Raw genomic sequence first — 25,064 nt, 5'->3', positions numbered from 1 at the left:
CGTGATCGTCTAAGCCCCACGAAACACCGGCGCACGCCGCTCCGCGAACGCGCGCAACCCTTCGTCGAAATCCGCGCCTTCGCACGCCTGGCGACGCAGCTCGGTGATCCGCTCGAACGCGTCGGCCGGCAACGGCCGTGCGTCCTGCAGCACGCGCAACTGCTCCTTCACCGCGTGCACCGCGAGCGGCGCCTTCGCGGCAATGGTGCGCGCGACGTCGAGCGCCGCGTCGTCGACCCCGCCCGCGTCAGCCAGCCGGTTCACGAGCCCGTGATGCGCGGCGCGTTCCGCATCGAGCGGCTGCGCGCAGAAGAACATCTCCTTGAGCACATGGATCGGCAGGTTGTCGTGGAAGCGCAGCAGGCCGCTCATCGAATACGGCAGGCCGATGTTCGCGGGCGTCATCGCGAAACGCGCGTCGCGCGCCGCGACGACGAGATCGCAGCTCATCACGAGATCGACCGCCCCGCCCCACGCCGATCCGGCCACCGCCGCGATCACCGCGCCCGGATAGGTCCGCACGCGCCGCAGCGCGCGTTCGAGCGGTTTGCCATACGCGAGCGGATCGCGGTCGTCGGCCAGTTCGCGCAGGTCGTGCCCCGCGCTCCACACGTCGCCGCTGCCGTCGTTGGACAGGATCACGACCGGCGGCGGACGGTGCCCGGCCAACGCATCGAGATGCGCGACGAGGGCATCGAGCAACGGCGCGTCGAGCGCATGCCGTCGCGCCGGATTCCCGAACCGCACGCGCGCGATCCGCTCGCCGATCCAGTCGACCGTCACGCTCGAGGCCCCGTCGTGTTTCGTCATGTCGGTCATTGCACGGCCTCCGCCACCGCATCGGCCTGGAAGATCGCGCGCCCGGCCAGCAGTGCGTCGATCGCGTCGTCGCCGTAGCCGGCTTCGCGCAGCACATCGACCGTATGCTCGCCGAGCAGCGGCGGCGCATGGCGCGTGCGCGGCGCGGGCACGTCGTCGTCCATCCCGCCGAGCGGCGTGACGACCTGGCGCAGCGTGCCGAGCGTCGGATGCGCGACCGGCTCGACCAGCCCGCAATGCGCGAGCTGCGGATCGTCGAACACTTCGTCGAGCGTATGAATCGGGCCGGCCGGCAGCCCGGCCTCGACGAACCGTTGCGTCCAGTCGCGCTTGCCGCGCGTGCGCAACCGGCTTTCGAGCAGCGCCTTGAGCTCATCGCGATGCACGACGCGCGCATCGTTGGTCGCGAAGCGCGGATCGTCGGGCAGCGCGGGCAGATCCAGCAACTGGCACAGCCGCAGCCACATGTCGGTCGTGATCGGCGCGAGGTTGAGCGGGCCGTCGGCCGTCTCGAACACGCCGTACGGCGCGATCACCGCATGCGCATTGCCGGTACGGCGCGGCACGTCGCCGAGGCTCAGGTAGCGTTGCCCATGCACGCTCAGCAGCGCAACGAGGCTTTCGAGCAGCGACGTGCCGACATGCTGGCCGCGCCCGGTGCGCTCGCGCTCGAACAGCGCGGCCATCACGCCGGTCGCGACCCACATCCCCGAGCTGAGATCGCCGATCGCGGTGCCCGTGCGGGTCGGCTCGCCGTCCGGGAAACCGGTGAGGCTCATCAGCCCCGCATAGCCCTGCGCGATCTGGTCGAAGCCCGGCCAGTCGCGCAGCGGGCCGCGCGGGCCGAACGCGGTGACGCTGCCCATCACGAGCCGCGGGTCGCGCGCGCTGAGCTCAGCATAGCCGAGCCCCATCGCGTCCATCGTGCCCGCCTTGAAATTCTCGATCACGACGTCGGCCTGCGCGATCAGGCGCCGCACGACGTCGAGGCCGGCCGGCTGCCGGAAGTCCACGCAGATGCCGCGCTTGTTGCGGTTGCAGGACAGGTAGTACGTGCTCACGCCGCGATCGAACGGCCCCCACGCGCGGCTCATGTCGCCGTGCGGCCCCGATTCGACCTTGATCACGTCGGCGCCGAGATCCGCGAGCACCATCGAGCAGAACGGCCCCGACAGCGCGCGACTCAGATCGACGACCTTGATTCCTGTTAATGCCTGCATTCCGGACTCCTGATATTGATGGGTATGTCTCGAACGACTGCGGCATTTCGCTCATTCGGGCAGCGTCTGGTGCCGCGTCTCGACCGCGAACGGCAGAATCAGGATGCCGAGCCCGAACACGGCCGCGGTCCATGCGACCGGCACGCCGAGCGATCCGTAACCGTGAATCGCAGCGCCGAGCAGGAAGTTCACGCCCGCGCCGATGAAGCGGCCGACCGACGCGTTGAACGCGAACGCGGTGGCCCGCACGCGCGTCGGATATTGCTCGGGCAACCACAGCGAGAAGATCGCGAAGTTGCCGCCGAAGAAGCCGAGGAACGCGAGCGATACCATGAACGCAGCGAGCCCGTTCGACTGGTAGAACGCCCAGCCGAACGCGAACACGATCGATGCGGCCATCCCCGCGAAATACACGCCGAGCGCGGTACGCCGGCCGAGCCGTTCCGACAGCCACGGCGCCACCAGGCAGCCGGCAATCGTCGCGCACGACAGGATCGCCGCGCCGATCGACGCAAGCCGCAGCGCGCCGACGTGATCGATGCCCGCGCGCGCCGCCAGCGTGGTGACCGCGCTCGCCTCGTAGACGGAGCCGGCCCACAGCCCGACGATCGCGACGCCGACGAGGCTCGCGCTCGTCAGCGTGCGGCGCCGGAACGCCGGCGCGAAGATCTCGCGCAGCGGATGCGCGCGCCGTGCGTCGGCCACGTCGCCGTCGCGCGCGTCGTGCCGCCGCCACTGCCCCGGCTCCTTCACGCGCATCACCGTGAACACCGCGAGCAGCGCGGGCGCCAGCCCGCACAGGAACATCGCGCGCCAGCCGTAGGTCGCGCCGATCGTGTAGTTCAGGCAGGCCGCGATGAAGAAGCCGAAGTAGTAGCCCGTCTGCAGGTAGCCGGCGCCCATCTTGCGGCGGTCTTCCGGCCAGCTCTCGGCGACGTAGGTGCCGGCGAGCGCCCATTCGCCGCCGACGCCGATCCCGGCGATCAGCCGGCACGCGGCCAGCGCCCACACGTCGTGCACGAACGCGGCCGCGCCGGTGAACACCGAATAGATCAGGATGCTCGCCGCGAGCGTGCGCACGCGGCCGAAGCGATCGGCGAGCGGCCCCCAGATGAACGACAGCCCCCAGCCGATCAGAAACAGCGCGAACAGGATCGAGCCGTACATCCCCAGATTCGCGGGCGTCGCCGCGATGCCGGACGCCGGCAGCAATTCCGTCAGCGCGGGAATCAGCACGAGCGCGTAGATCACCGAATCCACGCCGTCGAGCACCCAGCCCGCGTACACCGCCCAGAAGCCCTTGACCTGCTCGCGCGTGAGCGGCGTGCGCCGCGGCTTCGCGCCGGCCGCCGGCGCGTCGATCGCCTTGAACATCTTCGTCTCCTTGCCGGCGGGGGCCGGCTCTTGCGCCGCGTCCGGTCCGGAATGGCCGGCAGTCGGGCTCTTTTGTGAGACGAGTATAGAAACGCTATCGATCGCTGAAAAATATGATATTCATCTTGCTCGATCGGATTGGCTTATGGCTCGAATGGGGCACGATTCGGGTTTGAATCGGGAGACGGCGGCGATGGACTTGAGACAGTTGCGCTATTTCGTGAAGGTCGTCGAATGCGGCAACGTCACGCACGCGAGCGAGGCGCTGCACGTCGCGCAGCCGGCGGTGAGCCAGCAGATGCGCAATCTCGAGCAGGATCTCGGGATGCAACTGCTCGAACGAAGCGTGCGCGGCGTCGCGCCGACCGCCGCCGGCCGCACGCTGTACCGGCACGCACTCGAACTGCTGCGCCAGGCCGACGGCACGCGCGAGCTGCTGCACCGCGACGCCGACACGCCGCAGGGCCGCGTGACCGTCGGCATGCCGTCGAGCACCGCGCGCGTGCTGGCCATTCCGCTCGCCCGCGCGGTGCGCGACCGCTATCCGGGCATCATGCTGGAGCTGATCGAAGCGCCGAGCGCCGATCTCGACACGCTGCTCGAACGTGCGCGGCTCGATCTCGCGATCGTCGTCGATGCGGTCGACACGCGCGGGATCGCGATCCACCGGCTGCTGACGGAAACGCTGTACCTGATCACGTGGCCCGGATTCCCGGTGCCGGACGCCCCCGTGCCGCTCGACGCGATCGCGCGGATGCCGCTCGTGCTGCCGAGCGCGCCGAATACGATCCGCAACCGCGTCGACTGGGCGATGCGCGAGGCCGGGCTGTCGTACGAGATCAGCTTCGAGGCGAGTTCGACCGGGCTGCTGTTCGCGGCCGTGATGGCGCAGCTCGGCGTGACGATCCTGCCGTGGACCGCCGCGCACGTCGAGATCGAGGAACGCAAGCTCAAGCTGTCGACGGTCGCGCACCGGCTGTTCGCGCGCGACCTGTCGCTGTGCTGGCACGACACGGCGCTCGTCAGCAACGCGGTGCAGAAAGTGAAGGCCGAAATCGTCCGGCTGTTCGATACGCTCGGGCAGCGGCCGGAATGGGCGGCCGGCCGGGCATTGACAACGCCCCCGGCGCCCCTTAACGTGGCTCCATCGTAACCATCACCGGTTCAGCTTAAGAGGTTGTCGGCTCGCTCGTGCTCGACACCTCCGCCTTCCTCGAAGGCCTGCTGCTTGGCGCCGGCCTGTTCACGTCGGTCGGTCCCAAGGACGCCTTCGTCATCAAGCGCTCGATTTCGAGCCCTCACCTGCTCTCCATCGCCGTCGTCTGCGCGGGCAGTGACGCATTGCTGATCGTGCTCGGCGCGCACGGGCTGTCGGCATTGCTGTCGCGCCATGCCGCCGTGGTGGCGGCCGCGCTGTGGGCCGGTATCGCGTATCTCGCGGGCCACGGCCTGCTCGCGCTGCGCTCGGCGATCGTCGGACGGGAGCCTGAGCATGTAGATGGCTCACGCGTCGCTAGCGAACCCACGCGGTCGCGCACGCTGCTCGCGACCGCCGCGGTTTCGCTGCTCAATCCGTATGCATGGATCGATACGGTGCTGCTGCTCGGGACCGTGATCGTGAGCCACCCGCCGTCTGCCCGCGCGCCGTTTGCGATCGGCGCGATGACTGCGTCGCTGGCGTGGTTCCTGATGCTCGTCTATGGCGCACGCGCGTGCCCTGCGTGGTTCGCCCGTACGCTCGCGTGGCGCGTGCTTGACGGCTTCGTCGCGGTGATGATGCTCGGCTTCGCGGTGCGTTTCGCGATCGACGCGCTTTAGGCGTCAGCGGCCCGATACCGATATCGCGCGGAACGCGTCGTGCGCGTGGGCATGCAGCTCGAACCCGATACCCGGCGCCTGCGGCACGCGCGCGTATCCTGCGTCGACGATTTCGCCATCGGCGAGTCCGCTGAAGGGTTCGAATGCGAACGGGCTGACTTCCGCGCCGCCGAGCCCGAGCGCCGCGACGACATGCAACGAGAACAGATGGCCGCCGTGCGGCCAGAACGCGTCGCGCCGCCAGCCGCGCGACACGAAGTGATCGACGATCTGCAGATAGCCCGGCAGCCCGTAGCTGTGCACGGGATCGAACACCAGCACGTCGCGGTCGGCACGCAAGCCGCCGTAGCGGTCGAGCAGCTTCGCCTCCGCGAGCGAGAACAGCGCTTCGCCTGCCGCGATTGGCGGTGCGTACCGCGCGGCGACGTCTGCCTGGAGCGGCAGGTCGAGCGGATCGCAGATGTCCTCGAACCACCACAGATCGAACGGCGCGAGCATGTCGACGGCCCGGTCGACGGTCGTCGCGTCGTACGTGTTCATCGCGTCGACCGCGAGATGCGAAGGGCCTGCGAGCTGTGCGGCAGCGGCTTCGATGCGGCGCCGGTCCTGCTCGAAATCCGCACCGCCGATCTTGATCTTCGCGTACGTGTAGCCGAGATCGACGATCCGGCGCATCTCGTCCGACAGGCGTGCGAGATCGTCATGCGGATAGCGGTAGCCGCCGCCCGCGTACACGCGCACGCGTGGTGCTGCCGTGCGTTGGAGGCGCTCGGCGAGAAAGCGATGCAGCGGCAGGTCGGCGATCTTCGCGGCGGCGTCCCAGATCGCCATGTCAAGCGTGCCGACCGCGACGCAGCGTTCGCCGTGCCCGCCCGGCTTCTCGCCGGCCATCATCGCGCGCCAGGCGCGGAACGGATCGAGGTTCGTGCCGGCTTCGTCGGCGAGCGTGTCGGCGGCGGCGAGCAGACGCGGCGCGAACCGTTCGCGGATCAGGCCGCCCTGCGCGAAGCGGCCAATCGACGCGTAGCCGTAGCCCGTCACCGGGCGGCCGTCGCGCACGACGTCAGTGACGACCGCAACGACGCTCGTGGTCAGGCCGCCGGATGCAATCGCCGGATCGGCATAGCGGGATACGGGAATCGCGCGTTCGTGGACCGCGGTGATACGCATGGTCGGGCTCCGGAGGGGCGTGCGGCGCAGGCGGGAGGTTCGTGCGCTGCAGCGGAAACGGTGGGCGGATCGCTGCATCTTAGGGGTTTGCGTGACGGCGTGCAGAGCCGGCGGCGAGCGTTATCGCGTCGTGGCTGGGCAACCACGCGTCGCATTCTTCGTGGTGGCGGTCGGATAGCCGAGCGCGTCGAGCGTGTAACTACGCTCGGCGCGCTGTTTCCGAACCTCGCGGAATCTCCGTTTGCCCCCGACTTCGTGAACCGGATGTGGAGCGATAACGGTATGCGTGCCTTGGATCGAATCGACCGACCCGTCAGGCAAAGACGAAGTACTTGCGCACCGTCTCCACCACTTCCCACGTGCCCTTCATGCCGGGTTCGATCACGAACACGTCGCCAGCTTTCAAGTGCTGCGGCTCCTCGCCTTCCGGCGTGATGATGCAGTAGCCATCGAGGAAGTGGCAGTACTCCCATTTTTCGTAGTTCACCTCGAACTTGCCCGGCGTGCAGATCCAGGTACCCATGATCTTGCTGCCGTCCTTCGAGACGTACGCGTTGAGGTTCACGGTGTGCGGATCGCCGCCAATGCGCTTCCACTTGGTCGCGTCAAGGACAGGCGTCGGGCAGGTTTTGCGCAGAACGGTGATGAAATCGGACATGTCGGCTCCAGACTGACGATCGTGTGAGAGGTCTGTCACGTTAGTTCGAAAGCCTTGCCCGGGCTTGTATGCTTCCGACGCCGACTCGTCTATTTTCGACATGGGCGGGCGTGTAAGCGCGCCGCCATCGCGTTTGTAGTCGGGCCTCGGCACCGCAGCGCCGCTCTTGTTACTGCCGACTTGCTGGCGCGTAGCCGGCGCATCGCGCGGGTGCGTGCACCCCGAGCGCGAAGCCGGTTTGCCGGCTGCTCCAACGCATCACTTGTAACATCACGACCAAACCCTGTACAATCACCCGTTCTGCGGGCGTCGTATAATGGCCATTACCTCAGCTTCCCAAGCTGATGACGTGGGTTCGATTCCCATCGCCCGCTCCACTTTCCGGCTGCACAACAGCCTGCGCATGAGCCGCCTCGTCGAAGGCGGCTTTTTTGTACCATGCGCCGAATCGCCCGGCAGCACTGCTGCGCAACGGGTCCTCGCCCGAACCGAGCCTTTCTCTGTACCGATGATGCACGACGATCCGAACGAAGCCGGCCTGCCGCCGCACGACGACGCCATTCCCGACGAAGCCGACCAAGCTGCCGAAGGCGCCGACGAAGTCAACCCGCTGCACCACCGCCGCATCCGCAGCTTCGTGACGCGCGCCGGCCGCGTGTCGACCGGCCAGCGCCGCGCGCTCGACGAGTTCGGCCCGCGCTTCGTGGTTCCGTTTGCGCCGGAAATGCCCGACTGGGACGCGATCTTCGGCCGCAGCGCGCCGCGCATCCTCGAGATCGGTTTCGGGATGGGCGCGTCGACCGCGGAAATCGCCGCGCACCGCCCGGGCGACGACTTCCTCGGCGTCGAGGTGCACGAGCCGGGCGTCGGCGCGCTGCTGAAGCTGATCGGCGAGCAGAGTCTGTCGAACATCCGCATCATCCAGCACGACGCGGTCGAGGTGCTCGAGCACATGATCGCGCCGGCAAGCCTCGACGGCGTGCATATCTTCTTCCCCGATCCGTGGCACAAGGCGCGTCACCACAAGCGCCGGCTGATCCAGCCGCCGCTCGTCGCGCATCTCGCGTCGCGCCTGAAGCCCGGCGCGTACCTGCACTGCGCGACCGACTGGCAGAACTACGCGGAGCAGATGCTGGAAGTGCTCGGCGCGGAACCGACGCTCGAAAACACGGCCGCCGATTACGCACCGCGCCCCGACTACCGCCCGGTGACGAAATTCGAACGGCGCGGGCTGCGGCTCGGCCACGGCGTGTGGGACCTGGTGTTCCGCAAGCGAGCAGACTAAGCGCGCCCCCGCTCCGCGCAGAATAAAGAAAGCCCGACCGGCATCTCACGCCGGTCGGGCTTTTTTCATGGAGCGGCGCATCGACCGCTCGCCAACCTCACGCCCAGTTCAGCCACCCGCTGTAACCCACCAGCAACACGAACAACCCGAACGCGATCCGATACCACGCGAACACCGTGAAATCGTGCGTCGCGACATAGCGCAGCAGCCAGCGCACGCACACGAACGCACTGACGAACGCGGCAACGAGCCCGAGCGCGAACAGCCCGAGCGAATCGACGGTGAACGCCTGCCAGTCCTTCACGGTTTCATAGAGCGTCGCGCCGAAGATGATCGGAATCGCGAGAAAGAACGAGAATTCGGTGGCCACGCGGCGGTCGAGCCCGAACAGCATCCCGCCGATGATCGTCGAGCCCGAGCGCGACATGCCGGGCACCAGCGCGAAGCACTGCGCGATCCCGACCTTGAGCGCGTCGAGCGGCGTCAGCGCATCGACCGACATCACGCGCGGCGGCTCGCTGCATTCGCGCTGCCGCGCCTCGGCCCACAGGATGATCGCGCCGCCCACGACGAGCGCGAAGGCGACGGGTACCGGCGAAAACAGCACGGCCTTGATCTTCTTCTCGAACAGGAGGCCGAGCGCGATCGCGGGAATCGTCGCGATCACGACGTTCAGCGTGAAGCGTTGCGCATCGGTCCGGCTCGGCAGCCCGGACACGACGGACACGATCCGTTGCCGGTATTCCCAGCAGACCGCGAGGATCGCGCCGAACTGGATCACGACGTCGAACGTCTTCGCGTGCGAATCGTTGAAATTCAGGAAGCTGCCCGCGACGATCAGGTGACCGGTGCTCGACACCGGCAGGAATTCCGTCAGCCCCTCGACGACGCCGAGGATCAATGCCTTGCAGATCAGGATCCAGTCCATCCGTGGCCCAACTCCGAAATGGTCGAAAGAAAAGGCCACTCTTGCGCGCGCGGCCCGCCCGGCCGTGCGCGCGCCGTCGTCACTTTTCGACGATCGCCACGCGTATGCCGTTTGTAAGGATCGTAATTGTACCGGGTTCGTAGTTCACCCCGGCAAATTGCAGTTGTTCCGGCTTGAACGTGTAGATCGGGTAGTTGGTCAGCAACTGCGTCGCGAGCAGGCCGGCGGCAGCGCCGACCTGCTGCGCGTACATCTGCGCGTCGCCGTCGAGCACGAGGCTGTCGACGGCCGGCGCCTTCAGCACGACCGAGCGGCTCGGCGCGTCGTACGCGAGCTGGCCCGACACGGTGAACTTGCCGCTGACAGGACCGCGCAGGAACGGGCTCGCGAAATTCGCGTCGAGCTGCACGGCCACGCGGTTCTGGTCGGGCAGCAGGTTGACGGCCGGGTTCGCGAGCGACACGTCGACGACCTGCGCGACCGTCTTCTGGTACGGGAACTTGCGCGCGACGGCCTTCTGCACGTCGCCGCGCGAGAACGTGTAGTGATCGGGGATGAACGGGAACGTCGACGCGCACGCGGCAAGCGATACGCACACGCCGACGGCGCCGACAGCGGCAGCGAGAAAACGGCGCCGGCCGGGCGCGCGAGGGACGATCATGCTGATTTCTCTCCTGGATGCGCCGGCCGCGTCGCGGCCTCGAGGCGCGTGAGCCACGCGAGCGCGTCGTCGCGCGACGCGCCGCACAGGTCGGCGGACGGCTGCAGCCCGGAGCAGCACGCGGGGCGCTCGGGCCGGCCGAAGATCATGCAGCGCAGGTCGTCGCCGAGCTGCACGCAGCGCACGCCGGCCGGCTTGCCGTCGGGCATGCCCGGAATCGGGCTGGAAATCGACGGGGCGATGCAGCACGCGCCGCAGCCCTCGCGGCACGCGTGCGGCGGCAGGGCTTCGGCGGGCACCGGGCGGACAGGCATTTCGACGGACACTCGGCTCTCTCGACGAACAACGAAAAACGGTGCGGCAACCGGACGCGGCGTCCGGCAGCCCCACCCCGCATTGTGCCATCGCCGGCTGCGACGTTATTACACAATGCGGCCCGATCGCGCGTTCATATACTCGAAAGCATCTAAAAAAGCGCGAGACCGTCATGCATTCTGGTTCTGCCGACACGATGTTCCGTCCCGATTTGCTCACGAAATACGGCGCGAACGGGCCGCGCTATACGTCGTACCCGACCGCGCTGCAATTCCGCGACGATTTCGATCCGGCCGACTACGTCCGCGCGGCGGGCGACCCCGGCGCGTCGTCGAGCGACCTGTCGCTGTACTTCCACATCCCGTTCTGCAACACCGCGTGCTTCTACTGCGGCTGCAACAAGATCGCGACCAACAACCGCCGCCGCGCGCGCCCGTATCTCGACCAGCTCAAGCGCGAGATGGCGCTGCAGGCCGCGCTGTTCGATCCGTCCCGCCCCGTCACGCAACTGCACTGGGGCGGCGGCACGCCGACCTTCCTGTCCGACGCCGAAACGGCCGAGCTGATGGCGGCCACGCGCGAGCATTTCGCGCTCGCGCCGGACACCGACGCCGAGTTCTCGATCGAGATCGACCCGCGCACGGTCACGCCGGCGACGCTCGTCCACCTGCGCACGATCGGCTTCAACCGGCTGAGCCTCGGTGTGCAGGATTTCGACCCGGTCGTGCAGCAGGCAATCAACCGCATCCAGCCGCGCGCGATGACGGCCGACCTGCTCGCCGCCGCACGCGCGACCGGCTTCCATTCGGTGAGCGTCGACCTGATCTACGGGCTGCCGCACCAGACGGTCGCGGTGTTCGCGCGCACGCTCGAGACGATCATCGAACTCGCGCCGGACCGCCTGTCGGTGTTCGGCTACGCGCACATGCCGCACCTGTTCAAGATGCAGCGGCAGATCGACGATGCGGCACTGCCGCCGCCGGAAACGCGCATCGCACTGCTCGGCCTCGCGATCGACATGCTGACGTCGGCCGGCTACGTGTACATCGGGATGGACCACTTCGCGCGGCCGTCCGACGAGCTGGTGCGTGCGCAGCGCAACGGCACGCTGCAGCGCAATTTCCAGGGCTACAGCACGCGCGCGGATACCGACCTGCTCGGCTTCGGCGTGTCGTCGATCGGCAAGGTCGGCGACGTCTACGCGCAGAACGCGAAGGACCTGCCCGCGTACGGCGCCGCGCTCGACGCGGGCCGGCTGCCGATCGCGCGCGGCGTACGGCTGACGCCGGACGACCGGCTGCGCCGCGACGTGATCACGCAACTGATGTGCAACCTCGCCCTGCCGTTCTCGCATGTCGAGGCCGCGCACGGCATCCGCTTCGTCGATCATTTCGCGCGCGAGCTCGATGCGCTGCGCCCGTTCGAGCGCGACGGGCTGCTGACGATCGCAGGCGACCGGCTGACGATCCATCCGGCCGGCCGGATGGTCGTGCGCAACATCGCGATGGCGTTCGACGCGTACCTCGGCCAGACGCCGCGGCAGCGCTACTCGCGCACGGTTTGAGGCCGGTTCGCACGGCAACGGGCGGTCGCGGGCCGCACGCGGTCGGCCGGTTTGATAGAGTGTGAGGCTTACATCCGCTTCGCCAGCCCCCAAGATGCGCACCACCAAAGCGACCCACGCGGTCGAACGCCTGAAGACCCGCTCCGGCAACCCGCACTTCGCGGCCGTCGCGATGGCGGGCGGCCTGTTCTATCTCGTCGACCGCTCGGGCGGCACCGCCGAGAAGCGCTGCGAGCCGCTGCCGCTCGACGAATTCGTCAAGTTCGTCGACGAATTCGGCCCCAAAAAGCCGCGCAAGGCGAGCAAGCTCGACCTTGCGTTCGAGGCGCAGATCAAGAAGAGCAAGGGGTAAAGGTCTGTTGCAGGCCGCCTGAAGGCTTCGCGGCCGTGCCGTTTGGTACAATCACGAAGTTTCTCTATCCCCGCTGATGGCCCACCAGGCTGCGTGACCACACCATGAATATCGAAAACGCGCGTTTCAACATGATCGAACAGCAGATCCGTCCGTGGGACGTGCTGGATCTGGATGTCCTGGGCCTGCTGTCGATCGTCAAGCGTGAAAACTACGTGCCGGCCGAATACCGCGATCTCGCGTTCGCCGATCTCGAACTGCCGCTGCCCGGCGGCGCCAGCAAGATGCTGTTCCCGCGCGTCGAAGCACGCGTGCTGCAGGAACTGACGGTCAAGAAGCACGAAAACGTGCTCTTGATCGGCGCGGGCTCGGGCTACCTGGCCGCGCTGTTCGCGCATCGCGCGCAGCACGTGACGGCCGTCGAGATCGATCCGACGATCGCGAAGTTCGCGGAAGACAACCTGCGCAACGACGGCGTGACCAACGCCGAAGTCGTGCTCGGCGACGGTTCGCGCGGCTGGGCCGCGAAGGCGCCGTACGACGTGATCTGCGTAGCGGGCGGCCTGCCGGTCGTGCCGCAGGAAATGCTGGAGCAGCTGAAGGTCGGCGGCCGCCTGTCGGCGTTCGTCGGCGGCCGTCCGGTGATGAAGGCGCAGATCATCACCCGCATCGACGACAAGCAGTACCGCGTCGCCGACGTGTTCGAAACGTACATCGACCACTTGGTCAACGCGATCGAGCCGTCGCGCTTCAAGTTCTGAGCGGCGGAGCCTCCATGCAGATCCTGACGCCCGCGATGCTCGCGGAATGGCTCGGCGACACGGCGCGCCCCGCGCCGGTCGTCCTCGACGTGCGCGAGCCGTGGGAAATCGCGACCGCGCAGATCGCCGGCAGCGTGGCGATTCCGATGCAGCAGATTCCCGCGCGCAGCGAAGAGCTCAACGACGAAGCGGAAATCGTCTGCGTGTGCCATCACGGGATGCGCAGCGCGCAGGTCGCGATGTTCCTCGAATCGCGCGGCTTCACGAAGCTGTACAACCTGCAGGGCGGCATCGACGCGTGGTCGCGCGACGTCGATCCGTCCGTGCCGCGCTACTGATCGCTCCTTCCGGCGGCACATCATGCGTCGCCGCGCCGCCCGGCACTGCCGCCGGTCGCACCGATCCGCCGAACGGGCGCGCACCGCGCGCCCGTTTCTCTTTTCCTCCCCGCTTTCCCTGCGTTTCGACGCCGCAGCGCCGTCGTGCACCATTTGCGCCCGTGCATCTGCACCGCAACGGACCGCGCATGCTGCACGACGCGTCATCCGCACCGCCCCGATGCCCGACGATGGCCCGCGCAGGCACGCCGGGCGTGCATCCGCGCGACTGGCACATGCCTTGCGTTACACGATGGCCGGCGCCGCCAGGGCGCACGCGCATCCAACACGACAAGGGGATCTCGATGAAACGTCGCAGTCTGTTGAAGTTCGGTTCGATGGCCGGCGCGCTCGCGCTGGCGGGCAAGAGCCCGTTCGCGCACGCGGCCGACGCGGGCACCGGCCCGATCAAGGTCGGCGTCCTGCATTCGCTGTCGGGCACGATGGCGATCTCGGAGACGTCGCTGAAGGACACCGCGCTGATGACGATCGCCGACATCAACAAGAGCGGCGGCGTGCTGGGCCGCAAGATCGAACCGGTAGTGGTCGATCCCGCGTCGAACTGGCCGCTGTTCGCCGAGAAGGCGCGCCAGCTGCTCACGCAGGACAAGGTCGCGTGCGTGTTCGGCTGCTGGACGTCGGTGTCGCGCAAGTCCGTGCTGCCGGTGTTCGAGGAGCTGAACGGGCTGCTCTACTACCCGGTGCAGTATGAAGGCGAGGAAATGTCGCGAAACGTGTTCTACACGGGCGCCGCGCCGAACCAGCAGGCGATTCCGGCCGTCGAGTACCTGATGAGCGCGGAAGGCGGCGGCGCGAAACGCTTCTTCCTGCTCGGCACCGACTACGTGTATCCGCGCACGACCAACAAGATCCTGCGCGCGTTCCTGAAATCGAAGGGCGTGAAGGACGCCGACATTCAGGAGGTCTACACGCCGTTCGGCCACAGCGATTACCAGACCATCGTCGCGAACATCAAGACCTTCTCGCAGGGCGGCAAGACGACCGTGGTCTCGACGATCAACGGCGACTCGAACGTGCCGTTCTACAAGGAGCTCGGCAACCAGGGGATCAAGGCGACCGACGTGCCGGTCGTCGCGTTCTCGGTCGGCGAGGAAGAGCTGCGCGGCATCGATACGAAGCCGCTCGTCGGCCACCTCGCCGCGTGGAATTACTTCATGTCGGTGAAGAACCCGACCAATACGAAGTTCAAGGACCAGTTCGCCGCGTGGGTGAAGGCGAACAACCTGCCGGGCGGCGCAAAGCGCGTGACCAACGATCCGATGGAAGCGACCTACGTCGGCATCCACATGTGGAAGCAGGCCGTCGAGAAGGCGAAGAGCACCGACGTCGACAAGGTGCGCGTCGCGATGATCGGCCAGACGGTGGCCGCACCGTCGGGCTTCACGCTCGCGATGGACGGCAACCATCACCTGCACAAGCCGGTGATGATCGGCGAGATCCGCGGCGACGGGCAGTTCAACGTCGTGTGGAAGACCAAGACGGCCGTGCGTGCGCAGCCGTGGAGCCCGTTCATCGCGGGCAACCAGGGCAAGCCGGACGTCGTCAGCTCGATTCCGGCGTTCCTGCGCCGGCAGCGCGCGGCGCTGGCCTGACGCCGTGCGGCACGTCGCGCTTCGTGTGCGACGTGCCGCACGCACGCCCGCCCGCTGCCGATGTGCCGGCCGCGCTTGCCGTGACCCATCGCCCGCGCCGGCGCCACGCCGCACCGCTCCCCTTCCCCACGCCCGACAGGATTCCCCGATGCCTACACGCTTTCGCCGAGCCGCCCGCGCGATCGTGGCATACGCCGCCCTCGCGGGCCTGCTGCCGCACGCCGCGTTCGCGCTGACGGCGGTCGACACCGCCGCGCTCGCCGGCGACGACTTCGACGCGAAGACGGCCGCGATCGAACGGCTCGCCGCCGACACCGATCCGCGCGCCGTCGCGGTGCTCAACGCGCTGTCGAGCGGCGATGCGCTCGCGACCGGCGACGGCCACCTGCTGATCCAGTCCGGCGACACCGCGCACGACGCGCTCACGCAGGCCGCGACGCCGGCCGGCGACGCGCAGCCGGTGATGCTGAACAACCTGCTGCGCACGAAGATCGCCGGCGCGCTGTCGGGCCTCGCGCTCGCGTCGCCCGACGTGGCCGCGCGGCGCGACGCGATCGACGCGCTGCTGAAGTCGCCCGACCCGGCGCTCAAGCCGATGATCGACCGAGCGCGTGCAAAGGAAACCGATCCGGCGCTGAAACGCCGCCTCGATGCGCTGTGGGCGATCGCCGCGCTGCACGATTCCGATCCGGCGAAGCGTCTCGAAGCCGTGCAGGTGGTGGCTGCCCGCAGCGACCTCGACATGATCGAACAACTCCGCCCGCTCGTCGCGAAGAACGCGGACGGCAGCTACGCGGAACCCGACGCGCGCGTGCGCGACGCCGCGCAACACGGGCTCGATACGTTGCACGCGCTGCAGCGTCGCGGCGAAATCGTCGGCACGTTGTTCGCGGGCCTGTCGCTCGGCAGCGTGCTGCTGCTCGCCGCGCTCGGCCTCGCGATCACGTACGGGCTGATCGGCGTGATCAACATGGCGCACGGCGAATTCCTGATGATCGGTGCGTACGCAACCTATGTCGTGCAGACGCTGATCCAGCGCTACGCGCCCGGCGCATTCGACTGGTATCCGCTCGTCGCCGTGCCGGTGTCGTTCGCGGTGGCCGCGCTCGTCGGCATCGTGCTCGAACGGCTCGTGCTGCGGCACCTGTACGGCCGCCCGCTCGAAACGCTGCTCGCGACCTTCGGCGTGAGCCTGATCCTGATCCAGGCCACCCGCATGCTGTTCGGCGCGCAGAACGTGCAGGTCGTGAACCCGTCGTGGATGAGCGGCGGCGTGACGGTGATGCAGAACCTGATCCTGCCGTACAACCGGCTCGCGATCCTCGCGTTCGCGCTCGCGGTGGTGTTCGTCGCATGGGCCGTGCTGACGAAGACGCGGCTCGGCCTGTTCGTGCGTGCGGTCACGCAGAACCGCCGGATGGCCGCCTGCGTCGGCGTGAAGACCGCCCGCGTCGACGCGTATGCGTTCGCATTCGGCGCGGGCATCGCGGGCCTCGGCGGCTGCGCGCTGTCGCAGATCGGCAACGTGGGCCCCGATCTCGGCCAGAACTACATCATCGATTCGTTCATGGCCGTCGTGCTCGGCGGCGTCGGCCAGATCGCCGGCACGGTGCTCGGCGGCTTCGGGCTCGGCCTCGCGAGCAAGGCGATCGAACCGTTCTGGGGCGCCGTGCTCGCGAAGATCGCGGTGCTCGTGATGATCGTGCTGTTCATCCAGAAACGCCCGCAGGGGATGTTCGCCCCGAAGGGCCGCAGCGCGGAGGCTTGACGTGACTTCATACACCGATTCGATGTCGAACCCGGTCGCCGACGCGTCGAAGCCCGCTGCCGCCGCGCGCGCGGCGGACGGCTTCGCGCTCGGCCTGCCGCCCCGCCCCGCGCTGCTGTCGCGCCGCGCGTGGCTCGCGCTCGTCGCGCTGTGCGTGGCGATCGGCATCGGCGTGCCGCTCGCCGCGCTGGTTGCGCCCGAAGCCAGCGCATTCCATCTGTCCGCGTACACGATGACGCTCGCCGGCAAGCTGATGTGCTACGCGATCGCCGCGCTCGCGCTCGATCTCGTGTGGGGCTACTGCGGCATCCTGAGCCTCGGTCACGGCCTGTTCTTCGCGCTCGGCGGCTATGCGATCGGCATGTACCTGATGCGCGAGATCGGCCGCGACGGCAAGTACGGCAGCGACCTGCCCGACTTCATGGTGTTTCTCGACTGGCACCAGTTACCGTGGTACTGGAGCGGCACGCAGCATCTCGCGTGTGCGCTCGCGCTGGTCGTGCTCGTGCCGGCCGTGCTCGCGTGGGTGTTCGGCTTCTTCACGTTCCGCTCGCGCGTGAAAGGCGTGTACCTGTCGATCATCACGCAGGCCATGACGTTCGCCGCGATGCTGCTGTTCTATCGCAACGAGACGGGCTTCGGCGGCAACAACGGCTTCACCGATTTCAAGCGTATCGCCGGTTTCGCGATCACGTCGCCGGGCACGCGCACGGTGCTGTTGCTGCTGACGTTCGCGACCCTCGTGCTCGCGTTCATCGCCGCGCGCGCGATCGTCACGAGCAAGCTCGGGCGCGTGGTGACCGCGGTGCGCGACGGCGAGACGCGGCTGATGTTCCTCGGCTACAGCCCGCTCGCGTACAAGCTGTTCGTGTGGACCGTGTCGGCCGTGCTGTGCGGCATCGCCGGCGCGCTGTACGTGCCGCAGGTCGGCATCATCAATCCCGGCGAGATGTCGCCCGGCAACTCGATCGAAATGGCGATCTGGGTCGCGGTGGGCGGGCGCGGCACGCTGATCGGGCCGATCGTCGGCGCGTTCGCGGTGAACGGCGCGAAGAGTTTCTTTACCGCGTACTTCGCCGAATACTGGCTGTTCTTCCTCGGCCTGATCTTCGTGCTCGTGCCGCTCCTGCTGCCGCGCGGGATCATGGGCCTCGTCGAAACCGTGCTCGCGAAGGGGAAACGCGCATGAACGGAACGGCTCTCTACCAGTTCACGCCGCCGCCCGAAGACGAGCTGCTCGCCGTCAGCGGCAGTGCGTCGATGGGGCGCGTCGTGCCGGACGGCATCGATACGTCGCACGGCACGATCCTCTATCTCGAGGATATCGAGGTGAGCTTCGACGGCTTTCGCGCGCTGAAGAAGCTGTCGCTCGCGATCGACGCGGGCGAGCTGCGCTGCGTGATCGGCCCGAACGGCGCGGGCAAGACGACGATGATGGACGTGATCACCGGCAAGACGCGGCCCGACGCGGGCAAGGTGTTTCTGGGCCAGACGATCGATCTTGCGCGGATGAACGAACCCGGGATCGCGCGGGCGGGCATCGGCCGCAAGTTCCAGAAGCCGACCGTGTTCGAACAGCATCCGGTGTGGGAAAACCTCGAACTCGCGATGCAGACCGACAAGGGCTGGCTCGCGTCGCTGCGCGCGCGGCTCGACCGCACCGCGCAGGGAAAGATCGAGGAAACGCTCGCGCTGATCGGCCTCGAAAGCCACGCGTATCGCGCGGCCGGCGAGCTGTCGCACGGGCAGAAGCAGCGGCTCGAAATCGGCATGCTGCTGATGCAGCGCCCCGCGCTGCTGCTGCTCGACGAGCCGGCGGCCGGGATGACCGACCACGAGACGATGGAACTCGCCGAACTGCTGAACACGCTGCGTGGCACCTGCTCGATGATGGTCGTCGAGCACGACATGGAGTTCGTCGCGGCGCTCGCGGGCGACACGGGGCGCGTGACGGTGATGGCCGAAGGCGCGGTGCTCGCGCACGGCACGCTCGACCAGGTCAAGCGCGACGACGCGGTGATCGAGTCTTACCTCGGACGATGATGCGATGCTGAAAATCGAAGCGCTGAACCAGTACTACGGCGGCAGCCATATCCTGCGCAACGTGAACCTCGTCGCCGACGACGGCAAGCTCACCGTGCTGCTCGGCCGCAACGGCGTCGGCAAGAGCACGCTGCTGCGCTGCCTGATGGGCGTCGTCGCCGCGAAAAGCGGCAGCGTGTCGTGGCGCGGCGCCGCGCTCGGCGCACTGCCGCCGTATGCGCGTGTAGCGGCCGGACTCGCGTACGTGCCGCAGGGCCGCGACATCTTTCCGCGGCTCACCGTCGAGGAAAACCTGCTCGTCGGCGCGGCGAGCCGCAAGGCGCCATCGAAGGTACCCGACCGCATCTACGACCTGTTCCCGGTACTGAAGGACATGCGCGCGCGGCGCGGCGGCGACCTGTCGGGCGGCCAGCAGCAGCAGCTCGCGATCGGCCGTGCGCTGATGAGCGAGCCGCAGTTGCTGATCCTCGACGAGCCGACCGAGGGCATCCAGCCGTCGATCATCCAGGACATCGGCCGCACGCTGCGCCAGCTCGTCGACGAATCGAACATGACCGTGCTGCTCGTCGAACAGTATTACGATTTCGCGCGATCGATCGCCGATCGATATTGGGTGATGAGCCGCGGCGAGATCGTCGCGGGGGTGACGCGCGGGACATGGAGACGAATGGCGTACGGGAGCTGATCGCGGTGTGACGGGCGGCACGGCGGTAGGCACGGCGGTAGGCACCGCGGTAGGCACGGCGGTAGGCACGGCGGCTGACATGTACGGCCGGCGCGCGGAACGCCCGTACGCAGCGCTTTCAACGCACGCGGCATCTGCATTATTGTTCCGGTAGCATCCACGTTCTTCGCACCCGCTTCCTCGTTTCCCGTTCGCCGCCGATGTCCGCCCCCGATTCGCATGCCCCGCTGTCCCGCCCCGCCGTCGCCAAGTCGTGGCGCGGCCGCCTCGAACTCGGCTTCGAGCGGCACGGCGCGCGCACGACGCTCGCGCACCGGCTGCACGACGGCCCGCTGCGCGTGCAGCGGCCGCTGTACCCGGAAGGCGACGCGATCTGCCATGCGGTGATCGTCCATCCGCCGGGCGGCGTCGCGGGCGGCGACCGGCTCGACATCGACATCGCGCTCGGCGACGGCACGCACGCGGTACTGACGACGCCCGGCGCGACCAAGTGGTACAAGTCGAACGGTCTCGATGCGACGCAGCGCATCGGCATCGCGGTCGGCGCGCATGCGAAGCTCGACTGGCTGCCGCAGAACAACCTGTTCTTCGACGCGGCGCACGCGGCGCTCGACTTCACGGTGACGCTCGGCGAAGGGGCAAGCGCGATCGGCTGGGACGCGACGCAGCTCGGCCGGCAGGCGGCCGGCGAAACCTGGGCGACGGGACGCATCGCGTCGACCTCTGCGCTGGTCGCCGCCGACGGCCGGCCGCTGTGGACCGAGCGCGCGCTGCTCGACGCGCGCGACCCGCTACGCGGCGCGCTGCAGGGCCTCGCCGGCTTTCCCGTCTACGGCACGCTGTGGGCGGCCGGCGCCGCATGCGACGCCGCGCTGGCCGAAGCGCTCGCCGCGCGCATGCCGTTCGACGACACGCTGCGCGCGGGCGCCACCTGCGTGACGCCCGGCGTCGTGCTGGTGCGCGCGATGTCGACGTCGATGGAAGCGCTGCAGCGCCACTTCACCGACTGCTGGCTTCACTTGCGCCCCATCGTGCACGACGTCGACGCGCGGCCGCTGCGTCTCTGGCAAACCTGACCCCGCACGCATCACGCACCGTTTCGGCGCAACGTCACCCCGCGCGCCGCACGCTCTCCATGCATCACGCACCACGATCGCGCATGACGGCACGCCGGATGCCCATGGCACGCACCTTGCTGCTTACATAAGCGATACACGACGCACGCAAAACGGCGCGGTGCTACGATGATCCGCCCCCCTGCCCGGTCGCATGCGCACCGATAAAAATTACGTTTTCCTGAACGCCTGCCTTCATGAAACTGACTCCCCGCGAAAAGGACAAGCTGCTGATCTTCACGGCGGCGCTGCTCGCCGAACGCCGCCGCGCGCGCGGCCTGAAGCTCAACTATCCGGAGGCGGTGGCCTTCATCACCGCGGCGCTGATGGAAGCCGCGCGCGACGGCAAGACGGTGGCCGAGGTGATGCACTACGGCACGACGCTGCTCACGCGCGACGACGTGATGGACGGTGTACCGGAGATGATTCCCGACATTCAGGTCGAAGCGACCTTCCCCGACGGCACGAAGCTCGTGACCGTCCACCACCCGATTCCGTGAGGCCCCGCATGATCCCCGGCGAAATCCTCACCGACGACGGCGAACACGAACTGAACGCGGGCCGCGCGACGCTGTCGCTCGTCGTCGCGAACACCGGCGACCGCCCGGTGCAGGTCGGCTCGCACTACCACTTCTTCGAAGTCAACGACGCGCTGTCGTTCGACCGCGCGGCCGCGCGCGGCTTCCGGCTCAACATCGCGGCCGGCACGGCCGTGCGCTTCGAGCCGGGCCAGACGCGCACCGTCGAGCTCGTCGCGCTGGCGGGCGAGCGCGCCGTCTACGGTTTTCAGGGCAAAGTGATGGGGCCGCTGTAAGCCGCGCCCCGCTCTTCAGGAACAGCACATGACACTACGCTTGAGCCGCCGCGCGTACGCGGAAATGTTCGGGCCGACGACGGGCGACCGCGTCCGGCTCGCCGATACCGAACTACTGATCGAGATCGAACGCGACTTCACCACGTACGGCGAGGAAGTGAAGTTCGGCGGCGGGAAAGTGATCCGCGACGGGATGGGCCAGTCGCAGCGCGTGGCCGCCGACGTGCCCGATACCGTCATCACCAACGCGGTGATCCTCGATCACTGGGGCATCGTGAAGGCCGACATCGCGATCAAGCACGGCCGCATCGCCGCGATCGGCAAGGCCGGCAACCCCGACATCCAGCCGGGCGTGACGATCGCGATCGGCGCCGCGACCGAGGTGATCGCCGGCGAAGGGCTGATCGTGACGGCGGGCGGCATCGACACGCACATCCACTTCATCAGCCCGCAGCAGATCGACGAGGCGCTCGCATCGGGCGTCACGACGATGCTCGGCGGCGGCACGGGGCCGGCCACCGGCACCAACGCGACGACCTGCACGCCGGGCCCGTGGCACATGGAGCGGATGCTGCAGGCCGCCGACGGCTGGCCGATCAATCTCGGTTTTCTCGGCAAGGGCAACGCGAGCCTGCCGCAGCCGCTCGTCGAGCAGATCGCGGCCGGCGCGATCGGCCTGAAGCTGCACGAGGACTGGGGCACGACACCCGCCGCGATCGACAACTGCCTGTCGGTGGCCGACGACACCGACACACAGGTCGCGATCCACACGGACACGCTGAACGAGGCCGGCTTCGTCGAATCGACGGTCGCCGCGTTCAAGGGCCGCACGATCCACACGTACCACACCGAAGGTGCGGGCGGCGGCCATGCACCGGACATCCTGAAGGTGTGCGGCGAGATGAACGTGCTGCCGTCGTCGACCAATCCGACGCGCCCGTACACGATCAACACGCTCGACGAGCATCTCGACATGCTGATGGTGTGCCATCACCTCGATCCGTCGATCGCCGAGGATCTCGCGTTCGCCGAATCGCGCATTCGTCGCGAGACGATCGCGGCCGAGGACATCCTGCACGATCTCGGCGCGCTGTCGATGCTGTCGTCCGATTCGCAGGCGATGGGCCGCGTCGGCGAAGTGATCATCCGCACCTGGCAGACCGCGCACAAGATGAAGGTGCAGCGCGGTGCGCTGCCGGAGGACACCACGCGCAACGACAACTTCCGCGCGAAGCGCTACGTCGCGAAGTACACGATCAACCCGGCGCTCACGCACGGCATCGCGCATGAAGTCGGTTCGATCGAACCGGGCAAGTGGGCCGACCTCGTGCTGTGGGAGCCCGCGTTCTTCGGGATCAAGCCGTCGATGATTCTCAAGGGCGGGATGATCGCCGTCGCGCAGATGGGCGACCCGAACGCGTCGATCCCGACGCCGCAGCCGGTTCACTATCGCGAGATGTTCGCGACGCGCGGCGGAGCGCTCGCGCGCACGTCGCTGACCTTCGTGTCGCAGATGGCGGCCGATGCGGGCATCGCGGAGCGCTACGGCCTCGCGAAGCGGATCGTGCCGGTGCGCAACTGCCGCAACGTGACGAAGGCCGACATGATCCACAACGCATGGCGTCCGTCGATCAGCGTCGATCCGGAAACCTACGACGTGATCGCCGACGGCCAGTTGCTCACTTGCGAACCGGCGACGGTGCTGCCGATGGCGCAGCGCTATTTCCTGTTCTGATTCGGAATCCCCAGTTTCATGCGTACCCTCGACAAACGTATTGCCCCGAACGTGAAACTCGCCGCGTCGCTCGTGGCGCGCGCGCCGACGCTCACGCTCGCCTATGACGCCCGCTGCAAGAGCCGCCTTGCCGCGACGCTCGACACCGGCGAGGACGTCGCGGTGCTGCTGCCGCGCGGCACCGTGCTGCGCGACGGCGACGTGCTCGTCGCCGAGGACGGTGCGCTCGTGCGCGTCACCGCTGCCCCCGAAACCCTGCTGCTCGTGCGCGCGGCCGACCCGCTCACGCTGATGCGCGCCGCATACCATCTCGGCAACCGTCACACGCCGGTCGAGATCGGCGACGGCTACCTGAAGCTCGAGGCCGATCCGGTGCTCGCGGACATGCTGCGCCGGCTCGGCACGCAGGTCGAGGAAACGCATGCACCGTTCCAACCGGAAGCCGGTGCGTACGGCGGTGGCCACAAACACGGGCACGACGCAACGTTCGCCGAGGATTACGCGCTTGCGCAGCAGGTGTTCGGCGAACACCACGGGCATGCGCATTCGCACGATCACGATCACGATCACGATCACGATCATCAGCATGGTCCCGGCTGCACGCACGGCCACCACGGTCATGACCACCACTGAGCTCGTCGCGCTGCTGCACCTCGCGTCGCCGGCTTTGCCGATCGGCGCGTACAGCTATTCGCAGGGCCTCGAAGCCGCGCTCGACGCGAACCTGATCCGCGACGCCGATTCCGCGCGCGACTGGATCGCGAGCGGCCTGACCGACGTGCTCGCGCACGGCGAACTGCCGTTCCTCGCGCACCAGCTCGCCCGCTGGCAAACACACGACACGCATGCGCTCGCCGCCGAAAATGCCTGGTTCGTCGCGAGCCGGGAATCGGCCGAACTGCGCCGCGAAACCGAACAGATGGGCTGGTCGCTCGCGCAGCTGTGCGCATCGCTCGAATGGGGCGACGCCGCACGCCGCGCGACGCTCGCGTCGCTGTCGCCGATCGCGCTGCCGACCGCGTTCGCGTACGCGGCTGCCGCTCACGACGCCGGCGCCGACGCGACGCTCGCCGCGTACGCATTCGGCTGGGTCGAGAACCAGACGTCCGCCGCGCTGAAGGCCGTACCGCTCGGCCAGCTCGCCGGGCAACGCATCATCGTCGCGCTGCGCGGCGCGATCGACGCGGCCGTGCGCCGCGCGCTCGCGACACCCCCGACGCCGTCAACACGTTCGCGCCGCAGCTCGGCATCCTGTCCGCGCGGCACGAAACCCAGTACTCGCGGTTGTTCCGCTCCTGAACTTGATCCACGCCATGAACGCACCCGCTCCCTCCTCCGTCCGCCGCACGAAGAAACTGCCGCCGCTGCGCGTCGGCATCGGCGGCCCTGTCGGCTCCGGCAAGACCACGCTGCTCGAAATGCTGTGCAAGGCGATGCGCGACCGGTACGACCTCGTCGCGATCACCAACGACATCTATACGAAGGAAGACCAGCGACTGCTGACGGTCGCGGGCGCACTGCCCGAGGAACGCATCATGGGCGTCGAGACGGGCGGCTGCCCGCACACGGCGATCCGGGAAGATGCGTCGATCAACCTCGAGGCCGTCGACCGGATGCTCGCGCGCTTTCCCGATGCCGACATCGTGTTCATCGAGTCCGGCGGCGACAATCTCGCGGCGACCTTCAGCCCCGAATTGTCGGACCTGACGATCTACGTGATCGACGTCGCGGGCGGCGAGAAGATTCCGCGCAAGGGCGGCCCGGGCATCACGAAGTCCGACCTGCTGGTGATCAACAAGACCGACCTCGCGCCGCTGGTTGGCGCGAACCTCGACGTGATGGCGTCCGACACGAAGAAGATGCGCGGCGAGCGGCCTTACGTGATGACGAACCTGAAAGCGCTCGACGGCGTCGCGGACGTGATCGCGTTCATCGAGAAGAAGGGCTTGCTGACGGTGTGAGCGGCATGGCGACGGCGCACGTCGCCGC

General features: G+C 68.1%; 25 protein-coding genes, 1 tRNA gene and 2 pseudogenes. 20 read left to right on the top strand and 8 right to left on the bottom strand.

The genetic code is table 11. The features are described 5' to 3' along the window. Positions 1-9: 9 nt before the first annotated feature. Genes scpB through SY91_RS06800 form a run of 3 tightly spaced genes read right to left on the bottom strand, consistent with a single transcriptional unit; the run spans position 10 to position 3,413 of the window. The gene (gene scpB, locus SY91_RS06810) at positions 10-819 is read right to left on the bottom strand and encodes a methylmalonyl-CoA decarboxylase (RefSeq protein ID WP_023475236.1); all 810 of its coding nucleotides are present in this window, start codon (positions 817-819) and stop codon (positions 10-12) included. Continuing rightward, positions 816-2,039, bottom strand: a complete 1,224-nt coding sequence (locus SY91_RS06805; RefSeq protein ID WP_023475237.1) for a CaiB/BaiF CoA transferase family protein — start codon at positions 2,037-2,039, stop codon at positions 816-818. Before SY91_RS06805 ends, scpB begins: the two co-directional genes overlap by 4 nt. 51 nt (positions 2,040-2,090) lie before the next feature. Continuing rightward, positions 2,091-3,413, bottom strand: a complete 1,323-nt coding sequence (locus SY91_RS06800; protein WP_023475238.1) for an MFS transporter — start codon at positions 3,411-3,413, stop codon at positions 2,091-2,093. A 193-nt stretch (positions 3,414-3,606) separates the two neighbouring features. On the opposite strand from SY91_RS06800, the gene SY91_RS06795 reads away from it, so the two are divergent. Beyond that, entirely contained in the window at positions 3,607-4,566 is a 960-nt protein-coding gene (locus tag SY91_RS06795; RefSeq protein ID WP_185921126.1) for a LysR substrate-binding domain-containing protein, read from the top strand. A 38-nt stretch (positions 4,567-4,604) separates the two neighbouring features. Then, entirely contained in the window at positions 4,605-5,231 is a 627-nt protein-coding gene (locus tag SY91_RS06790) for a LysE/ArgO family amino acid transporter (RefSeq protein WP_023475240.1), read from the top strand. A gap of 3 nt (positions 5,232-5,234) precedes the next feature. Here SY91_RS06790 and SY91_RS06785 read toward each other — a convergent pair whose 3' ends face one another. Then, complete coding sequence (locus SY91_RS06785; protein ID WP_023475241.1) at positions 5,235-6,401, bottom strand: enolase C-terminal domain-like protein; 1,167 nt, start codon at positions 6,399-6,401, stop codon at positions 5,235-5,237. 313 nt (positions 6,402-6,714) lie between these two features. Next, the gene (locus SY91_RS06780) at positions 6,715-7,059 is read right to left on the bottom strand and encodes a cupin domain-containing protein (protein WP_006496617.1); all 345 of its coding nucleotides are present in this window, start codon (positions 7,057-7,059) and stop codon (positions 6,715-6,717) included. Positions 7,060-7,361: 302 nt separating this feature from the next. On the opposite strand from SY91_RS06780, the gene SY91_RS06775 reads away from it, so the two are divergent. Then, positions 7,362-7,436: transfer RNA gene (locus tag SY91_RS06775), tRNA-Gly, on the top strand. Between the two features lie 131 nt (positions 7,437-7,567). Continuing rightward, positions 7,568-8,344, top strand: coding sequence for a tRNA (guanosine(46)-N7)-methyltransferase TrmB (gene trmB, locus SY91_RS06770; RefSeq protein ID WP_043886834.1), 777 nt, complete (start codon positions 7,568-7,570; stop codon positions 8,342-8,344). A gap of 97 nt (positions 8,345-8,441) precedes the next feature. On the opposite strand, the gene SY91_RS06765 is transcribed toward trmB, so the two are convergent. The 3 genes from SY91_RS06765 to SY91_RS06755 form a co-directional block, all read right to left on the bottom strand. Beyond that, positions 8,442-9,272, bottom strand: a complete 831-nt coding sequence (locus SY91_RS06765; protein WP_023475243.1) for an undecaprenyl-diphosphate phosphatase — start codon at positions 9,270-9,272, stop codon at positions 8,442-8,444. Positions 9,273-9,351: 79 nt separating this feature from the next. Beyond that, positions 9,352-9,933 carry a DUF1439 domain-containing protein gene (locus SY91_RS06760; RefSeq protein WP_023475244.1) on the bottom strand — a complete coding sequence of 194 codons (582 nt, stop codon included), beginning with the start codon at positions 9,931-9,933 and terminating at the stop codon, positions 9,352-9,354. Continuing rightward, positions 9,930-10,247, bottom strand: a complete 318-nt coding sequence (locus SY91_RS06755) for a YkgJ family cysteine cluster protein (protein WP_043886886.1) — start codon at positions 10,245-10,247, stop codon at positions 9,930-9,932. The genes SY91_RS06760 and SY91_RS06755 overlap by 4 nt, the downstream gene beginning before the upstream one ends. Positions 10,248-10,420: 173 nt before the next feature. On the opposite strand from SY91_RS06755, the gene hemN reads away from it, so the two are divergent. The 16 genes and pseudogenes from hemN to ureG all read left to right on the top strand — a co-directional run bounded on the left by hemN (position 10,421) and on the right by ureG (position 25,036). Beyond that, positions 10,421-11,812 carry an oxygen-independent coproporphyrinogen III oxidase gene (gene hemN / locus SY91_RS06750; RefSeq protein WP_023475246.1) on the top strand — a complete coding sequence of 464 codons (1,392 nt, stop codon included), beginning with the start codon at positions 10,421-10,423 and terminating at the stop codon, positions 11,810-11,812. Positions 11,813-11,906: 94 nt separating this feature from the next. Continuing rightward, positions 11,907-12,164, top strand: a complete 258-nt coding sequence (locus SY91_RS06745) for a hypothetical protein (protein WP_006476690.1) — start codon at positions 11,907-11,909, stop codon at positions 12,162-12,164. Positions 12,165-12,268: 104 nt separating this feature from the next. Beyond that, on the top strand, positions 12,269-12,925 hold the full coding sequence (locus tag SY91_RS06740) for a protein-L-isoaspartate O-methyltransferase family protein (protein WP_023475247.1): 657 nt from the start codon (positions 12,269-12,271) through the stop codon (positions 12,923-12,925). A 14-nt stretch (positions 12,926-12,939) separates the two neighbouring features. Continuing rightward, a complete protein-coding gene (locus SY91_RS06735; protein WP_023475248.1) occupies positions 12,940-13,263 on the top strand; it encodes a rhodanese-like domain-containing protein in 324 nt (107 codons plus the stop codon). A 344-nt stretch (positions 13,264-13,607) separates the two neighbouring features. After that, complete coding sequence (gene urtA / locus SY91_RS06730) at positions 13,608-14,915, top strand: urea ABC transporter substrate-binding protein (RefSeq protein ID WP_011544779.1); 1,308 nt, start codon at positions 13,608-13,610, stop codon at positions 14,913-14,915. 148 nt (positions 14,916-15,063) lie between these two features. Continuing rightward, a complete protein-coding gene (urtB, locus tag SY91_RS06725) occupies positions 15,064-16,683 on the top strand; it encodes an urea ABC transporter permease subunit UrtB (RefSeq protein WP_023475250.1) in 1,620 nt (539 codons plus the stop codon). Position 16,684: 1 nt separating this feature from the next. Continuing rightward, positions 16,685-17,872 (top strand): urea ABC transporter permease subunit UrtC, encoded by a 1,188-nt coding sequence (urtC, locus tag SY91_RS06720; RefSeq protein ID WP_023475251.1) that lies wholly within the window; start codon positions 16,685-16,687, stop codon positions 17,870-17,872. Beyond that, positions 17,869-18,726, top strand: a complete 858-nt coding sequence (gene urtD, locus SY91_RS06715) for an urea ABC transporter ATP-binding protein UrtD (RefSeq protein ID WP_023475252.1) — start codon at positions 17,869-17,871, stop codon at positions 18,724-18,726. Before urtC ends, urtD begins: the two co-directional genes overlap by 4 nt. 4 nt (positions 18,727-18,730) lie before the next feature. Further along, a pseudogene (gene urtE / locus SY91_RS06710) lies at positions 18,731-19,422 on the top strand (urea ABC transporter ATP-binding subunit UrtE). Between the two features lie 189 nt (positions 19,423-19,611). Then, on the top strand, positions 19,612-20,487 hold the full coding sequence (locus SY91_RS06705; protein ID WP_023475253.1) for an urease accessory protein UreD: 876 nt from the start codon (positions 19,612-19,614) through the stop codon (positions 20,485-20,487). Between the two features lie 236 nt (positions 20,488-20,723). Then, the gene (gene ureA / locus SY91_RS06700) at positions 20,724-21,026 is read left to right on the top strand and encodes an urease subunit gamma (RefSeq protein ID WP_006406310.1); all 303 of its coding nucleotides are present in this window, start codon (positions 20,724-20,726) and stop codon (positions 21,024-21,026) included. Positions 21,027-21,034: 8 nt separating this feature from the next. Beyond that, on the top strand, positions 21,035-21,340 hold the full coding sequence (locus SY91_RS06695) for an urease subunit beta (protein ID WP_011544772.1): 306 nt from the start codon (positions 21,035-21,037) through the stop codon (positions 21,338-21,340). 28 nt (positions 21,341-21,368) lie between these two features. Further along, complete coding sequence (ureC, locus tag SY91_RS06690) at positions 21,369-23,075, top strand: urease subunit alpha (protein ID WP_023475254.1); 1,707 nt, start codon at positions 21,369-21,371, stop codon at positions 23,073-23,075. A gap of 18 nt (positions 23,076-23,093) precedes the next feature. Next, complete coding sequence (ureE, locus tag SY91_RS06685; protein ID WP_023475255.1) at positions 23,094-23,708, top strand: urease accessory protein UreE; 615 nt, start codon at positions 23,094-23,096, stop codon at positions 23,706-23,708. Then, positions 23,695-24,374 (top strand): annotated as a pseudogene (locus SY91_RS06680) (urease accessory protein UreF). Before ureE ends, SY91_RS06680 begins: the two are co-directional and overlap by 14 nt. Positions 24,375-24,388: 14 nt before the next feature. Beyond that, positions 24,389-25,036: an urease accessory protein UreG gene (gene ureG, locus SY91_RS06675; RefSeq protein WP_023475257.1), complete on the top strand. Its 648-nt coding sequence runs from the start codon at positions 24,389-24,391 to the stop codon at positions 25,034-25,036. Positions 25,037-25,064: the final 28 nt, after the last annotated feature.

This window comes from Burkholderia cenocepacia, assembly GCF_014211915.1.
Lineage (GTDB): Bacteria > Pseudomonadota > Gammaproteobacteria > Burkholderiales > Burkholderiaceae > Burkholderia > Burkholderia orbicola.
The sequence above is the reverse complement of the archived record's forward strand: the minus strand, read 5'-3'. Positions and strand labels throughout refer to the sequence as shown.